Below are 17,165 nucleotides of genomic sequence, written 5' to 3' on the forward strand. Positions count from 1 at the left end.
ATTTATTTACTGATCTCTTTTCTACACAATGCATTATAAACAATCTTTGTGACGTACCTCTTACGGGTTGCAGGATCCAGGTTGTGTCCCAGACGTCCACGAATATAAGGTACCTCCACCCCTTTTACACAATAATGGATAATATTTGCAGTGATATCTACATCGTCAATCTGAAAAACCCCTTTCTCTTTACCTTCAGTAAGTACACTTCTGAAAAGTGCCACTTCTTTGGCATCAAAACGTTTTCGAACCTTCTCTACGCGCCAGATATCGCGAAAGAAATTTGCCCGCAGGGTTCCATTGCGATAAACAACCTCCTTCACTGCATCAAGGCGGGTATATATTAGCTCCATCAATTTCTGGTCGGGTGAAATGTTACGCTCGGCGACTTCCTTCATCGTGTCTGAAAGCATATCCAGCTCAGACTCTACCACAGCAGAGTATATCTCTTCCTTATTTTTGAAATAAGTATAAAGAGTACGCCGTCCTTTTTTGGAAGCAATGGCTATATCATTCATCGTAGTGTTTTCCACTCCCATTTTGGCAAAGAGCTGACGGGCAACATCTACTAGTTTTATTCTGGTTTTTGAAATAGTCATAGGCATTAAACCTGCACATTATTGTTTTATTTGAGCAAAAGTAATTTATTTCTTCTTATTACACAAGAAAAGAAGTCTATAATTAATAAGAAGCATTATTTAACAATCGATATACACACCTATCATTAAGCAAGTTAAAGTTATATTTCGTGAATAATTTACGATTGGACTCATAAAATATTTTGTTTTATTAAATAAAAGCTATACTTTTGTACTCAGAAAACATCGCGGAGTGGAGCAGTGGTAGCTCGTTGGGCTCATAACCCAAAGGTCGTTCGTTCGAATCGGGCCTCCGCAACAAAGAAAGAGCTTTCTTATTTCGAGACAGCTCTTTTATTTTACCCTCTATTTCTAAAGAATTACTTAGATTGAAGTCTGGTAAAAAAGTCAATTGCACAAACTCCTAAGCACATGACAGCATTGCATAACATCAACTTCAGACAATGCTAAAAAAGAATCTTATAGTAACCTCTCTCAGATTCTTGCAAATAAGTAATAGCCTATAAAAAACAGGCTCTTACATAATCTGCACTCTCTGCAACAGTTCTTTTGCCCATTTAAGCTCATTGGACACCCAGTTTAAATCGTCTGTATTATTGGCCTGCGACTGGAAATCGGCGAGATGACCGATGTAGTTCTGGAGTGCATCAGCGGCCTTTGCCTGCTTTTTTAGGCGCATCAATATCAGAATTTCCTGTTTATCAGCATTAAGATTGGGGACTTCGGTCATGGATTTAGCTTGTTGAATAAAGGCAAGGCTTTCCATATTCTTTTCATCCGTATTATACATCCCCATATATGCTTTAGCAAGAAGTATATAATCATCTTCTGTTGCTACTTTCTGATCTATATTTTTCTGTACCAGGGCTGCTGCATCGGCATAACGCTTGCCATCCATCTCAATAATGGCATTAAATGTATTGACTCCGGAGACAGCTTTCTGAAATGAATGGCTATCAAACTTATTCCATTCACCAAGCCGCTTGATGCGCTTATCAAACTCTGCATAAGTACCATATTTAGAGAGAGTGTAATAATCCTTGTGATCAATAAAATAGCGTTTAATCTTATTAAGGGCGGAAGGCAAAGCTGTAGGATCAAGTTTCTTCATTGCAAGAAATTCCATTGCACAACGATCTGCAGCCTGTTCCTGCGAACGACTATAGGTCATCCCCATCCGCTTGGCCATTTTGTCGACTATGGCAGCTGATACAAGCGCCACAGCAACAGTGGCAGTTCCGGGAACATAATATTCATTTTTACGCATCAGATATTCCTCTCCGGCTTCCAGTACACCGGCAGCTACACTTCCCCAAAAAGCAGCAGCTTTAGCGCGAGAGATCTCTTTATTTACATTTATTAAAGAGTGATCCAACACATGATGAGCAACCTCTGAAGCCATTACGGCCATCAGCTCCTCTTCCGAATCTAATATGGATAATAGTCCGGTAGTAACAATCAGCGTTCCGTCGGGCTGCATATAGCTATCTGGGGTTGGTGATTTCAAAATGTATACTCTTAAATTCTCTGATTTTTTGGTGTTAAATTTCTGATAAATCACAGATGCAAAAACCGAGCTGACATAATCTTCAATATATGAATCCTCAAATAGCAAACGAGAATTATTGAGCTTACGGATATAATCTGATGCTTCGTCATTCAGCTCTTGTCGGAGATCATACTGATAGCCTTTATCTGCAAGCATTTCGTACACCTCATTCTGTAAAGCCTTACATTCCCAGAAAGACTGGTTGTCGACTGGTTCCAGATTTAATTTTCTGAATTGACTAAAAGGAACGCTTATCAATTTGTCATTAATTGCAATGCCGACACAATAATCCTCCTGTTCTTGCCATCGTGCAAGTTTTGCAAAATTGCACAATCTGATAGGAGTTCCTGCTTTATACCCTTCATAATCTTCTTTTAATGTGCCACAGATATTGAACGGAAAACTTTTCATAACTTTTTGTGCACTTGCTCCGCATATGCTCAAACTCAAAAAACAGAATACCAGAAAGAATTTTTTCATAACATACTGGTTTAGTTAAACTTTAAGGAATAATAAACGACAAGAAAAACATTATATCATTATAAATAAATTTCAGACAAAAGGATCATTTATTCCGAACATGTTTCTAGTAGCAATTTACAACATTATATTTATACAAATGAATTATATATAAGTTAAATCCAGATTTTTATGATTATTTATAAAAAAAGAAAAATAAAAAGGAATTAAAAACCAGTGACATCTGTTTTACAAACTGAAAAAACGAATCAATACATCAACAGATAAAATAATCAACTGACAAGACTTATATTTATAAATAAAAACCCAATAATTATTTTTAATTGTTATTGACTTGCTCACCTCTCATGCTTAGACATTTACATCTAGCCAAACACAAACTTACACATCAACAAACAATGATATAACCATTATTAACTATAATAAACTGCAGAAAAATTTGCAATATTAAAAAAAAGCAGTACCTTTGCACTCGAAACATCGCGGAGTGGAGCAGTGGTAGCTCGTTGGGCTCATAACCCAAAGGTCGTTCGTTCGAATCGAGCCTCCGCAACTAAAGGGAAAAGAGGATATCTGAAAAGGTATCCTCTTTTTTTGTTTCTGTTTTTTATAATTGTGACAGAAAGAGAACCAGGTTCTCTTTCTGTCACAATTATAAGAATGCCAGGAACGCATCCGAACGTCCTCAAATGTTTTATATTTCAGAGCGTTAAAATTTAATGCTCACCTTATCAGATTCAAGTGATACATTTAGAGTCGCTCCTTTTCTCTTGCCCAACCAGGTCATCTTCCTGCATTCTGATTTCGGAAGAAATATCTGATGATTACCACCTCCGGTTAGGTTCTCTTCATTGATCTTACAATTATCAATTTTCCAGTTATACAGACAGTCCAAATCAAGATTAAAAGTTTTAATTGTACTTCTCAGGAGATTGATATCCGGATAATTTCCTGCAACATTCAACCGTTCTATCCGACAGGAGTCGATAGTCGCCTGGGAGTGAGAGGCGTAAACGCTTGCTTCGTGAAGTGTTACACCCTTTAGCAAAATATTAAATTTCCCAATTTCATTGTGAAGAAATATACGGGAAGCCGAATCTGTATAGAGATAAAAATCCGGGAAGAATGTGCGAGAATGTTTTTTAGAAAACAATGCTTCTGCCTTCTTATTCTTTAAATCAAACCGAAGAACAAGAGTGTCACCTTTGACCTGTCTGGTTATCAGAGAAGCAAATTCAACCGGAAAATAAAATTTCCCTTTTTCGGTTAGATTTCTACAAGGAAGTACATTGAGCTGACCTACAATACGACCAGAATTCCCCACGTTGTTATCCACCAATTTCAGCACTTTGCATGTGGCCACATTAATAGAATCAAACTTTCCGGCAAAATGAGAATCTGGTCCGGTCTGGCAAAATTCTCTTTCTGGTTCAAAGTTCTTAAGATAAAAGACAAATATTACCGAAAAGAGCAATAACGATAATACTAAACCAAATAATATAATTGTTGTGCGTCTCATTTTTTTAACTGTTTTGTTTCTTACTAAACTCAAGATACATAGCCTCCAATTCCGTAAACGGGATTCCGAGCGTATAAATCTGACGAAAAAACCATTCGATATCATCTTTCAGGAAACGTTCCTTACGGATGGCAAGAATCATTTTTTTTGCACCTGGAGAGACAAAATAACCGATTCCTCGCTTGTTATAGATAATTCCCTGTGACTGAAGATGATCAAAAGAACGCATGATTGTATTTGCATTAACTTCTACAATAGAAGCATACTCACGCACCGAAGGTATTCTTTCCTCTTCAGCATATTGTCCCAGAATAATCTCATCACAAATTCTGTCGGCAATTTGTAGATATATGGCTTTGTTCTCTTTAAAGTTCATAATTAAATTCTATTTATGATTTCTGACTCTTTGAAACGAAAATAGGCTAATGCCCAGTTAAAAAGAGTAAAACAAGAAAAGAAAACGATGCTGTATCTCCATATATGCGAATCATCAAAACAATTAAGGAAGGAATTCGATTTTAGTACAAAATCATTCATACCGTCTGCATAGAGAAGATCAATAAATGCACTATTTATAAGCAGGAATATCAAATAAATTGCCAGACCTAATCCAATAGTCTTTATAAAAGGTTTCTTATACCAAAGAATACTTCCTATTATAAAAAGCGATTGAAAAAAAAGATATATAGAAAACATCCCCCAGATCGGCCACCAATCCGGCACACCGTTTTGAACTACAAACAAACTTAGATCTGACGGAAGGATTTTGAATCCCGGATAAAAAACAGTAAAAACAGCAACACGTGTATAGTCACCTAATTTAAAAACCACAAAGATAGCAACAAGATATAAAAGTACTATCTGAATGAAACCTGAAAGGAATTTCTCGAATGAGGTAGCGGGCGTCATCAGAAAAGAGATACGTGTGATCTTGCTCTGCATTTTACTGAACATATTAGACCCCCAGAAACAACCTAATGCCCAGAACAGCCCTAAAGCAAATGAAATATATTTCGTGCCTGCAATAATGATATTACTTCTCCCGAAATGCATCATTGAATCGCAATCTGATTTGCATATAAAACAGAAGATTACAGTCAACAAAACAAAAAGGGTCACAAAATGAAGAAGCAGTGTTTTCCAGTTCTCAAGAATGTCCTTCCGAAAAAGGAAACAGAACCGCTTAAAACTAAAAAAATTATTTTGCATCATGGCTAACCTATTTTATTATTGAAATATTGAAATATTGATTTATTTGAGCATAATTATTTAAAATAGCATTAAAAAGCAGCTCTAGGTTTATTGCAGATTCTTCCTGGTCTTTATTATGCAAAATCATACTTTTTCCTTGTATCGAAGGTGAAACGTAAAGAGCTTCATCAGCCATTTCATCACTGCTAATCTCAACAAACAAAAGTTTCTGGCAAATATGAGATACAGATTCATTAAGCAACACTTTATTCTGATCTAGGATAATCACATGATCCAGTAGATTATCAACATCTTTCACCTGATGAGTGGAAATTACAATTGTTTTATCGTCACTCATACCCATAGCAATAAACTTTCTGAACTGGCTTTTAGCAGGGATATCCAAACCATTGGTCGGTTCATCCATTAGCAGTAGCGAAGTATTTGTTGCAAGAGCAAAACTCATATACACTTTCTTTTTCTGCCCCATCGAAAGAGCACCAAGGTTAACATCCATATCCAGCTCAAAACACTCAAGATATTTATGGAGATCGTCCATACTAAAACGGGGATAGAATGTTTTGTTATATTCAACATAATTCCTGAAAGAGATGGAGGGCAAATCGAACTCCTCAGGAACAATATACATATCACAGAGAGTGATCGGTAGCCTTCGAGTAACATCTATCTTATTAAAGCATATTCTGCCTTTCTGAGACACTAAAAGGCCTGTCATTAAATAAAGAAGGGTTGATTTACCTACCCCGTTCTTTCCTAATAACCCGTAAACCTTCCCTTTCTCGAAGGAAAGTGAAAAGTCTTGAAATAGTTTGTTCTTTGAATTTCTATATCCGAAAGAAAGCTCCTCTATTGTTACCATTTTATTTTGAATAAATTGTTTATACATTCACTTTTAATGCTTTGAAGTTTATTGTATATTAATAATAACTGATCACTTTTAGGATTATCCCAAAAATAGAGGTAATATGACAGTTACAAGAATGATAATTAAAACAACGATGATCATATGATGTTTATTTATGGATTTAAAGCTTCAGAAAATAATTGCTGTATATGAATAATGAATCTCAAAATATCGTATAAGGCATATTTAGTGTACTATGATTGTGATACACTACAAAAGTAGAAAAAAAATATAATATACCAAGCTTTTACCTGAAATATTATAAATATTCGGGCAAATAAATAAATCACAGTTGATTTATATATAAAGGTATTAGAATCGCATAAAACAGAAAATAAAACAGGATGTACAAAATAAGCAAATTATAAAGCATTAGAAAAGTGAGAAATAAAGTATTTCCATTAGTTAACGGAGATATAAAACACAAATATTCTGACAATTATCATGCAACAGACCAAGCAGATATTGATAATTTATAAACATCAAGCTACATGAAGGAAAATGAGATATCTAATACATCTTAGAAAAAAAGATTCGCAATTAATCAATGTATATTTTGTAGAGACAAGAACTGTATTTTTATGAAAAGTAGTTATCTAAACAGACAATCCTATAATGCTACGAACAAATGAAAGAGGAGAAAACAAGAAGCTAAAAGAATGAGAGGTAATATCATTTTTACGAATAAGAGAAAAGAGTTAAAGGCAGAACAAATGTCCTGCCTTATATAAATATATCATCGATAAAAGTTATCTCTTTTTAGATTTCCCACCACTTAAGCCTTCAAGTGCCTTAGTAGCAGTTGGATTGCTAGGATCAATCTTCAGAATCTTATTCCAATATTCTTTGGATTTATCATAGTCAGCATTACTCTTATTCTTTTCACCTGAAATCAAATACCAGTAACCAAGATAACTATAACATTCAACCAACACAGGGTTATAACGTTCGTCAGCTTTAGACAAACAGATTTCAACAGTTTTTTCGTAATATGGTTTTGCTATACCTTTAGTAGTTTCTGGATCCAGAGCAGCATTTGCTCTTGCTCTCCAGCATACACCGCGATAGTTATCAGGTTCTAATTCAGCAACTTTTGCAAAAAGGCTGTCAGCTTTTACAAGAGCTGCAGTTTTTGAAGCAGCTGTTGCCGCTACTTGAGAATTGCCAAAATTATAATATTTCTTACCTAACTCAATCAATTGATCAGGAGTCTGTTTTGACAGAGTGTTTACATAAGATTCATAAGTTTGAATTGCTCCCAACTGATCACCTGACTTCTCATAAAGATCAGAAATGGTTGTCAAAAGATTAGTTTTTGTAGAATCTACTTCAATAGCTTTTTTGAATGAAGCAATAGCTTCAGGATATTTCTTCTGCTCAGCAAGCAAAGCCCCATTATAGGTGTAATCGAAGTAAGAGAATTGAGCGTTTTTAGATTTGTTAAAGAAAAGATCTGCAGCAACAGCTGCTTCATCAAAACGCTTCAACTCTATATAGTTATACATAGCAAAACGGTTGAAAGCAGGGTCAGTAGAATTTAGTTTCAAACCGATTTGTGCTATTTCAAGAGATTTTGCATAATTCTTATTTAAGAAAAGAGTCATAGCATACTGCTTTAAATCGTCAGAATCGTAGTTTCCTGAAGCAATATAATCTCCATATGATGCAGATGCTTTATCAAAATCATTCTTTGAATAATAAAGGTCTGCTAATTCTTTATTAGCTAGAGAGAATCCTGGCTCTTGAACTTTCAAGCGTTCCAACATCTCCACTGCTAATGCTGTATTTACATCACGATACGCACGAGCATATTTAATGTATGCTTCACGACAATTTGCATCGAAATAAATAGCTTGTTGATACATACTGCAAGCCTGACCAGCATCCTTTTTAGCTTCGAAAATATCACCGGCTAAAACAAATACCGGAGCGTATTTTCTTGTGATATTCTGTGCTCTTGTCAAATAATCATTTGCTGCGACAAGTTCACCGTTTTCAAGATAAGCGCGACCTGCTTCGAGAATAAGGTCAACATTTTTCTTGTTTTTTCCTTTCAACACATTATCAATGGCTTCTTTAGCCTGTGTTGGATTTGATTTAATCTGTAACTTTGCTAACCCGATGTTATTCAAAGCACTCATTGCATCGAATGACAATCCTTTGTTATAATAGTATAAGGCAGAGTCCTTTTTAGATTCCCCAAAATATACATTCCCTAAGAAATAACAAGTTTCAGCAGAGTTAGTATTTGACTTTAACTCTTGAAAAAGGAGTGACTTAGCTTGCTTAGGGAAACCAGCTTTAAAAAAAGAAATACCTTCGCTATCCTTCGCTTGAATTGGAGACAAATTTAATACTAAACTTGCCAAAAAAAGGATTGAAGAAAAAAGAAAGTTACATTTCATCACATTGATATTTTAAATCATTAATTAAAATTAATCTTTAACATTTACAATACGGAGCGGTTGCGTTGCAGGAACCAAACCAGATCTCAAAATTATCCTTTGACCGCGATCGGATCCAATAAAATTGGCAAACCCAGTTGATAAGCCCATTCTGGGATCATTCAACAGCATATACACAGTGCGTATAAAAGGATAATTACCTAATGCAATGTAGGCTTGATAAGGTTTATAGCTATTTGCAGAGGTGGCTTCGTTTTCTTCGCTAACAGCCATTACTCTTACATCAGTTTTGAAAGTCAAATTTGTGGTATCACTTCTAACTCCTAACCAATTAACACCAATCACCCCAATTGCATTTTCCGTTTTTGACACATAATCAAAGACTTGCAAATTTGTTTTTTGAGCATAGATTCCTTTTTTAGCAAAAGGTTTACCCTTACAAATTGAATCTTTTGCAAAACGGACAGTGCTTGAGTTTGAATTATCAAAAACAATTTGAATATTACCCAATTTTGATTTAGGGTAAATTTCGTTCCACTTGGTAATCTTACCAGTTAAAATTTTCCTTACCTGATCAACAGTTATCAGTGTATCAGGATTTTGATTATTAACAATTAACCCAACCCCATCATAAGCCATGATTACTTCTCTAGGAACGAATTTCCGGCTTGTGAAGGATTCCATTTCATCTGAAGATAGTCTGCGGGTGGAAATAACCAACCGCACACTATCTTTTAATAATTTATTTATTGCATCAACCTCGCTACAATAGGTAGGCTTTATATGAACCTCCTGATTAAATCCTTCAAACACTGCACGTTCCTCTTCAATTATAGGTTTAAACCCTTCATCAACAGCAATCGGAATAGTTCCTGATGTTAATGTATCAGTCCACCCATCTTTTGGCTTACTTTCCTTACATGAACAAAGAAGCAAAAGAGACAATATCAACAATAGTTTGAAAGATTTCATTTTTATTGCAGTTTAAAGGTAATTGGCACTACATAATAAACAGGAACGTTCACACCATTTTGTTTTCCAGGAATCCAGTTCGGAAGAGAACGGATCACGCGAAGCGCTTCCTTATCACAATATGGATCTAATGAACGCATTACCTGAGCATCTTTAACAGCACCTGTTTTTGAAACAACGAATCGGATATATACCTTACCTTGAACACCATTTTCCTGAGAAATTGTAGGATACTTCAAGTGATCAAAGATGTATTTCAACAATTCAGTTTCACCACCAGGGAACTGAGGCATCTGTTCTACAGCAGTATAAGGTTTTTCTTCGACCTCCTCAACTGGAGCCTGAGTTACAACTTGTTTAATTTCAGCAATATCCTTGCCATGAACTTCGTCGTTACCTTTTACGTCAGCAATAGAAATAGTTACCTTTGACTCTTGCAATTGTTCCTGACTCTTCATCTGATCTTCATCTCTAACTTCTTCGTCTTTCGCAATTTTTGGAGCAACGAATTTGATAGAGCTCTTTAAAGGAGGAGGAGGAGGAGCAATTGGTTCAACCTTGTTTAATTTTTTGTCTTTTACCTCGGCTTCGTCCAACTTTGACAGCTGGGTAACCTCAGTCATTTTTTCTTCCTGTTTAGGCGTGGCTAATTTGATTAATTCAGGTACAGCTACAATGAAGATGGTCAAAGCGACAATAATCAGCATAGACCAGTTATGTCTCTTCGGAGCATCCATACGCATTTTATATGCGCCGTATCCTCTATTTCTTCCTTGAAATATTAAGTCACACCATTCTTCAGAAGCTAAATTTATTTTTGCCATTTTACTTTCTTATTTTAGTGTTTAACTTAATTTTTAACTGCACTTGCACCACCAGTCTTAGCAGCTAACAAAGCTTTTTCGCCATCTGTGATTGGAACAATTACATACTTACTTATACTGCAAATCTGCATTTCATCAAGAGCATCAACAAGATTTTTGTATGTTGATTTATCTGTTGCTTTAATAATTACTGTTGGAGAATCCTTTGAATCCTTCGCTTCAGAAGCCTTCTTTATATATTCTTCCTGAGTAATCTTTAAATCGGCTTTTTGTTTCTTCAGATCATTGATTTTAGCAACTACTTCGCTGTTTTTCTTTATTAACATCTCTCTTATACCAGTAGGAGCATAAGAAGTTTCTTGCAGCAAAGATTGATCACCCGCTTTAAACATACCAAGATAATAGTAAACCTTATTATTTTCATCCAAGATTAAAGTTACGGCTTGAGATTCCTTTACTTTAGTCGTTTGATCATCCGCAACTTTATCATTTGTTGGCATACTGATCTCCATCGTTTGAGGTTTACTCAAAGATGTACAAAGCATGAAGAAGGTAATAAGCAACATGTTCATATCCACCATCGGCGTAAAGTCGACGCGGGTCTTGATTTTTTTCTGTTTGCCTTTTTTCCCTTTTCCGCTATCTTTTTGTTCTACTTCAGCACTCATATCTCATCTATTTTTTTTCGCCTTCACCAGCTTTCAAAGAAGTGATCAGATTATATCTGTTTTCTTTGATGTCTTGAAGTGAGTTCATAACATTCTTAATTACAGAATAAGGAGTATTCTGGTCAGCCTTAATAGCAATTCTTAGATCTGGATTAGCTGTTTTTGCAGCTTTCACCCATTCTTTGAATTGATTGTCAACGCTATCTGTAGGTATACCTTCATTCTTCAGGGCTTCATCCTGTTCTCTTTCTGGTAAGTCTAAGAAAGCGCTCATTTTTTTCATCGGAACACCGAATGTGGTGTTTTTTCTGAAATTCGCAATTTGTTTGGGTGTAAACTTCACACCATATTGCCCGCCCAGAGCTACAAGAGCAGTCTCCATATCATCAGGTTTATCCAGAGCCATAAATACTTTTCCTTCTGGATTTATGAGTATAGAGAGAATATTCTTTTCTGGGATCTTAATTTCAGAAACAGACCCAGGTGTCGTTACTTTTACTGGTTCCTTTTTTACGAAGGTTGAAGTCAACATAAAGAAGGTCAAGAGCAATACAGTAACGTCACTCATCGCTGTCATATCGATGAACGTGTCCTTTTTTGCAACTTTTACTTTAGCCATAAGTCTTTTCTACTTTATTAATTAATTTACCGCTTATTAGTGAGATGCAGCAAATGTCTGTACAATAGAGAAACCTACTTCGTCAAGGCTAAATGTTAATTTGTCGATTTTGTTTGAATAGTAGTTGTAAGAGATAACAGCTAATGCACCTGTAGCAATACCGCAAGCAGTATTAATCAACGCTTCAGAAATACCTTGAGACAATGCAGTAGAGTCAGCACCACCACCAGCAGACAAAGCAGCAAATGAACGGATCATACCGATTACAGTACCAAGAAGACCGAACAATGTACCTAATGTTGTAATAGAAGCAATGATAGGAAGGTTTTCAGTCATCATTGGCATTTCAAGAGCTGTTGCTTCTTCAAGTTCTTTCTGGATAGCTAATAACTTCTGTTCTTTAGTCAAAGTTGTATCTTTTTCCATTTCAGCATATTTGATCAAAGTAGCACCAACTACATTTGCAACTGAACCTCTTTGTTTGTCACAAATTTCTTGAGCACCTTTAAGATCGCCTTTTTCCAAAGCAGCTTTGATGTTTGCAACGAACTTAGTCAAAGAACCTTTACCGTAAGCACTTTTAATAGCAATGAAACGCTCAACGCTCAATGACAATACTGTAAACAACATTGTTAAGATAATTGGCACGATAACACCACCTTTGTACATTGTACCTAAAAGTTTACCAGGAAGAGGGTGATTATTTGGGTCACCATTTACAAAGTTATCAGGATTACCTAATACGAACTGGTAGAAACAAACAGCAATAATTAAACAAGCAAGGATAACAAGGCCTGCATTTTTAATACCTTTGATAGACGTTTTCTTAGATTTTTTTTGAGTAGTTTCCATAATAGTTTTTTTTAAACAATTTATTTTTAGAAATTAATAATTCAAATTTTAAGTTCTGCATTAACTCCGTACGTCCAAGGGCTATGAAAAATAAGAAGTAACAGAACTACGGGCTTGCCTATTACCACTAACCATTTCTTACCTTATTTAACCTTTCAATAGATTCCATTATTAGGAGAATAAGCGTATATTTTTCAAAGTATTCCTAACAAGACCTACAATCCGGATATAAAACGTGCAACAAAAATAAGAACAAAATTGTTACTACGGTGTATTTTTACAATTTTTAATCAGTTTTTTTTAGAGGATTAATAGTTTTAATACTACAATCAATAGAAAACAATAGATTATTCTTTAAATATGTAATCACAAAAACCTATATAACAACACATTAAAGATAAAATATTCGATATTTCAACCACATCGCATTTTTTAAAATAAATATCACTAAAAACGGGCTTTTTTGCTAAAATTAATAAATTATAATCTATTTATCAACTTAAACTATAGCATTTAGGAACCAAATTCCTCATAAAAGCACCCATCATGAAAATTCAATCTTAGAATTTACGAAAAGGATACAATAATAATTCATTTCAATCAAATACCTTATTTCTATCTTTTCTCAACCTTTCATTTACAAATATAACTAAAATAATGCATTCAAGCACTATTCAGACGGTTGTTATTAATAGAATAAATATCGAAAATTAATTAGATTAATTATCTTAATGTTCATATCGTCTATCAATTCTGCAAAAATATATATCAACATTAATATTTTTACAAACACAATATATACTCATTCAGAAATCGCTAAATATCAGCGAGAAATTAATTTCATTTTTATTCGTCTTCTACACAAATAACGATTCTCGACTATAAACAATGAACGACAAGATTATTTATATTCTGTTTTTTGATTTTATTTTCAAAACGCATAAAATCAACAGAATGTATTATATAAATCTCAGCCACTTAAATGGCATACAGAACAGTCTGACCTCCTCTGGAAAAGAGATTCAAAGAATGAAATTAGCAAATTTGAATATTTTAAAAATTATTTTTCTTGATGTATTAATATTTCATGCAATATAAAATAGCCTAATATTTCAGCTCTTATGAAATTAAATCTAATAAACAGCTCAATGTACTTATACACACCAATTGGTAACTAATAAAGGATAATGATTTCTAATGCACAGAGACTTGACTAATGCTTAGAATAGGCTCATTTTCTAGTGTGTCAGTATTGATTTTAGGATACCTCGGACATCCCCGTGTTTTGGCTCTTGTACGGCTATTGTACCGCCATCCGGCGCATGCGGTTATGACATCAAAAAAAGTCCCGACCATGTTTCCATGACCGGGACTCGGATAAAACGGCGGCTACCTACTCTCCCACTGTTACGCAGTACCATCGGCGTGATCAGGCTTAACTTCTCTGTTCGGAATGGGAAGAGGTGGAACCCTGATGCTATAGCCACCTTAATATTTTTATATATGAATATAATCCATATTAAGATAACACAATGCAAAAGCAATAAAGAAGCTCTTTTATCGATAAAAGAGCAAAACATATAGCCAACCATACAAAGGCTCGAAGAAAGTGTACGGGCAATTAGTACTGCTCGGCTTTGACATTACTGTCTTTACACCTGCAGCCTATCAACGTTGTCGTCTTCAACGACCCTAAGAAATCTAATCTTGTGGCTGGCTTCGTACTTAGATGCTTTCAGCACTTATCCAATCCCGACTTAGATACCCGGCGATGCACCTGGCGGCACAACCGGTAAACCAGCGGTCAGTCCAACACGGTCCTCTCGTACTAGTGTCAGAGCCACGCAAATTTCATACGCCCACGATAGATAGAGACCGAACTGTCTCACGACGTTCTGAACCCAGCTCGCGTGCCACTTTAATGGGCGAACAGCCCAACCCTTGGGACCTTCTCCAGCCCCAGGATGTGACGAGCCGACATCGAGGTGCCAAACCGCTCCGTCGATATGAGCTCTTGGGAGCGATCAGCCTGTTATCCCCGGAGTACCTTTTATCCTTTGAGCGATGTCCCTTCCATACGGAAACACCGGATCACTATGCTCTAGTTTCCTACCTGATCGACTTGTCGGTCTCCCAGTCAAGCACCCTTATGCCATTACACTCTGCGGACGGTTACCAATCGTCCTGAGGGTACCTTTAGAAGCCTCCGTTACACTTTTGGAGGCGACCACCCCAGTCAAACTACCCACCAAACAGTGTCCTCGTAACCACGAGTTAGAACTCAAATAATCAAAGGGCCGTATTTCAACAGCGGCTCCACAAACACTGGCGTGCCTGCTTCAAAGCCTCCGGCCTATCCTACACATCAATTACCCAAATTCAATGTTAAGCTATAGTAAAGGTTCACGGGGTCTTTTCGTCCCATCGCGGGTAATCGGCATCTTCACCGATACTACAATTTCACTGAGCTCACGGTTGAGACAGTGTCCAGATCATTACACCATTCGTGCAGGTCGGAACTTACCCGACAAGGAATTTCGCTACCTTAGGACCGTTATAGTTACGGCCGCCGTTTACTGGGGCTTCAATTCAACGCTTCTCTTGCGATGACATCTCCTCTTAACCTTCCAGCACCGGGCAGGTGTCAGGCTATATACGTGATCTTTCAATTTTGCATAGCCCTGTGTTTTTGTTAAACAGTTGCCTGGACCTATTCTCTGCGCCCTCATTGCTGAGGGACCCTTTATCCCGAAGTTACAGGGTCAATTTGCCTAGTTCCTTAACCGTGATTCACTCAAGCGCCTTAGTATATTCAACCCGACTACGTGTGTCCGTTTACGGTACGGGTACCTTAAGGATTAAGTTTAGCGGATTTTCTCGGGAGTATGCTTACATGCACTATCCAATCACCACAAGGGCTCTCGGTACTATCAGGTTCGACTAGTCTTCCGGATTTGCCTGGAAATCTAATATCTACACCCTTCAACCAGCTATTCCGTCAGCTGGCGGCACTGTCACGCCTCCGTCTCCACGTCACTCCTTAAGGTAGTAAGGGAATATTAACCCTTTCTGCCATCGGCTTCGCCATTCGGCTACACCTTAGGACCCGACTAACCCTGATCCGATTAGCGTTGATCAGGAAACCTTAGTCTTTCGGCGAGGGGGTTTCTCACCCCCTTTATCGTTACTTATACCTACATTTGCTTTTCCACACGCTCCAGCAGAGCTCACGCTCCACATTCAACGCTGAGTGGAATGCTCCCCTACCAACCATTACTGGTTCCATAGCTTCGGTAAATTGCTTATGCCCGATTATTATCCACGCCAAACTCCTCGACTAGTGAGCTGTTACGCACTCTTTAAATGAATGGCTGCTTCCAAGCCAACATCCTAGCTGTCTTAGCAATCTGACTTCGTTAGTTCAACTGAGCAATTATTTCGGGACCTTAGCTGATGGTCTGGATTCTTCTCCTCTCGGGCACGGACCTTAGCACCCATGCCCTCACTCCTGATATTAAACTAATGCGCATTCGGAGTTTATCAAGACTTGATAGGCGGCGAAGCCCTCGCATCTTATCAGTCGCTCTACCTCACATTAGTAATTATCAAGGCTGCACCTAAATGCATTTCGGGGAGTACGAGCTATCTCCAAGTTTGATTAGCCTTTCACCCCCACCCACAGTTCATCCGGAAGCTTTTCAACGCTTATCGGTTCGGTCCTCCAGTTAGTGTTACCTAACCTTCAACCTGACCATGGGTAGATCACTTGGTTTCGCGTCTACTACCACTGACTAAAAACGCCCTATTAAGACTCGCTTTCGCTTCGGCTGCAAAACTTAGTTTCTTAACCTTGCCAGTGACAGTAACTCGTAGGTTCATTATGCAAAAGGCACGCCGTCACAGCTAAAAGCTGCTCCGACCGCTTGTAGGCGCATGGTTTCAGGGACTATTTCACTCTTCTATTCGAAGTGCTTTTCACCTTTCCTTCACAGTACTGGTTCACTATCGGTCTCTCGGGAGTATTTAGCCTTACCGGATGGTCCCGGCAGATTCACGCAGAATTCCTCGTGCTCCGCGCTACTCAGGATACCACTATGGTATACATTAGATTCATGTACGCAACTATCATGCTCTATGGTGACACTTTCCAGAGTCTTCCATTCTCTAATGTAAGTCCAACAACGTGGTCCTACAACCCCATAAATGCCGTAACATCTATGGTTTGGGCTAATCCGCGTTCGCTCGCCACTACTTACGGAATCATTCATTTATTTTCTTCTCCTACAGGTACTAAGATGTTTCAGTTCCCTGCGTTCGCCTCCATCTATGATGGATAATATCCCTTCAGGATATTGGGTTGTCCCATTCGGAAATCTTCGGATCAATGGTTATTTGCACCTACCCGAAGCTTATCGCAGCTTATCACGTCCTTCATCGCCTCCGAGAGCCAAGGCATCCGCCATGCGCCCTTGCTTACTTTCTTCAAACAAACCGGCATTCACATTGCTGATCATGCCGCGTATGGTTCGATATATACTTTCAGCTCTTTTTTTCTCAAAAAA

Annotated in this window: 12 protein-coding genes, 2 tRNA genes and 2 rRNA genes; 2 read left to right on the plus strand and 14 right to left on the minus strand. The window is 37.2% G+C overall.

What is annotated here, in order from left to right:
* Window positions 1–2 precede the first annotated feature (2 nt).
* Window positions 3–599 (minus strand): TetR/AcrR family transcriptional regulator, encoded by a 597-nt coding sequence (locus tag ABWU87_RS09775; RefSeq protein WP_353330302.1) that lies wholly within the window; start codon window positions 597–599, stop codon window positions 3–5.
* Window positions 600–825: 226 nt separating this feature from the next.
* Between ABWU87_RS09775 and ABWU87_RS09780 the strand changes: the two genes are divergently transcribed.
* A tRNA-Met gene (locus ABWU87_RS09780) sits at window positions 826–897 on the plus strand.
* A 219-nt stretch (window positions 898–1,116) separates the two neighbouring features.
* Here ABWU87_RS09780 and ABWU87_RS09785 read toward each other — a convergent pair.
* A complete protein-coding gene (locus ABWU87_RS09785) occupies window positions 1,117–2,628 on the minus strand; it encodes a M48 family metalloprotease (RefSeq protein ID WP_353330304.1) in 1,512 nt (503 codons plus the stop codon).
* Window positions 2,629–3,109: 481 nt separating this feature from the next.
* On the opposite strand from ABWU87_RS09785, the gene ABWU87_RS09790 reads away from it, so the two are divergent.
* Window positions 3,110–3,181: transfer RNA gene (locus ABWU87_RS09790), tRNA-Met, on the plus strand.
* A gap of 156 nt (window positions 3,182–3,337) precedes the next feature.
* Here ABWU87_RS09790 and ABWU87_RS09795 read toward each other — a convergent pair.
* The 12 genes from ABWU87_RS09795 to ABWU87_RS09850 form a co-directional block, all read right to left on the minus strand.
* Window positions 3,338–4,147 carry a hypothetical protein gene (locus ABWU87_RS09795; RefSeq protein ID WP_353330306.1) on the minus strand — a complete coding sequence of 270 codons (810 nt, stop codon included), beginning with the start codon at window positions 4,145–4,147 and terminating at the stop codon, window positions 3,338–3,340.
* Window positions 4,148–4,151: 4 nt separating this feature from the next.
* Complete coding sequence (locus ABWU87_RS09800; protein WP_353330308.1) at window positions 4,152–4,523, minus strand: GntR family transcriptional regulator; 372 nt, start codon at window positions 4,521–4,523, stop codon at window positions 4,152–4,154.
* Window positions 4,524–4,525: 2 nt separating this feature from the next.
* Complete coding sequence (locus ABWU87_RS09805) at window positions 4,526–5,359, minus strand: hypothetical protein (protein WP_353330310.1); 834 nt, start codon at window positions 5,357–5,359, stop codon at window positions 4,526–4,528.
* Window positions 5,360–5,366: 7 nt separating this feature from the next.
* Window positions 5,367–6,218, minus strand: coding sequence for an ABC transporter ATP-binding protein (locus ABWU87_RS09810; protein WP_353330312.1), 852 nt, complete (start codon window positions 6,216–6,218; stop codon window positions 5,367–5,369).
* Window positions 6,219–7,012: 794 nt separating this feature from the next.
* On the minus strand, window positions 7,013–8,668 hold the full coding sequence (locus ABWU87_RS09815) for a tetratricopeptide repeat protein (RefSeq protein WP_353330313.1): 1,656 nt from the start codon (window positions 8,666–8,668) through the stop codon (window positions 7,013–7,015).
* A 30-nt stretch (window positions 8,669–8,698) separates the two neighbouring features.
* Window positions 8,699–9,646: a PstS family phosphate ABC transporter substrate-binding protein gene (locus ABWU87_RS09820; protein ID WP_434533923.1), complete on the minus strand. Its 948-nt coding sequence runs from the start codon at window positions 9,644–9,646 to the stop codon at window positions 8,699–8,701.
* A complete protein-coding gene (locus tag ABWU87_RS09825) occupies window positions 9,643–10,464 on the minus strand; it encodes an energy transducer TonB (protein WP_353330315.1) in 822 nt (273 codons plus the stop codon). Before ABWU87_RS09825 ends, ABWU87_RS09820 begins: the two co-directional genes overlap by 4 nt.
* A gap of 26 nt (window positions 10,465–10,490) precedes the next feature.
* A complete protein-coding gene (locus ABWU87_RS09830) occupies window positions 10,491–11,132 on the minus strand; it encodes an ExbD/TolR family protein (protein WP_353330316.1) in 642 nt (213 codons plus the stop codon).
* Window positions 11,133–11,139: 7 nt separating this feature from the next.
* Complete coding sequence (locus tag ABWU87_RS09835; protein WP_353330317.1) at window positions 11,140–11,751, minus strand: ExbD/TolR family protein; 612 nt, start codon at window positions 11,749–11,751, stop codon at window positions 11,140–11,142.
* A 36-nt stretch (window positions 11,752–11,787) separates the two neighbouring features.
* Complete coding sequence (locus tag ABWU87_RS09840) at window positions 11,788–12,603, minus strand: MotA/TolQ/ExbB proton channel family protein (protein ID WP_353330319.1); 816 nt, start codon at window positions 12,601–12,603, stop codon at window positions 11,788–11,790.
* Between the two features lie 1,380 nt (window positions 12,604–13,983).
* A 5S ribosomal RNA gene (gene rrf, locus ABWU87_RS09845) occupies window positions 13,984–14,094 on the minus strand.
* Window positions 14,095–14,204: 110 nt separating this feature from the next.
* Window positions 14,205–17,086, minus strand: a 23S ribosomal RNA gene (locus ABWU87_RS09850).
* Window positions 17,087–17,165 lie beyond the last annotated feature (79 nt).

Source organism: Bacteroides sedimenti (genome assembly GCF_040365225.1).
GTDB classification, from domain to species: Bacteria; Bacteroidota; Bacteroidia; order Bacteroidales; family Bacteroidaceae; genus Bacteroides; species Bacteroides sedimenti.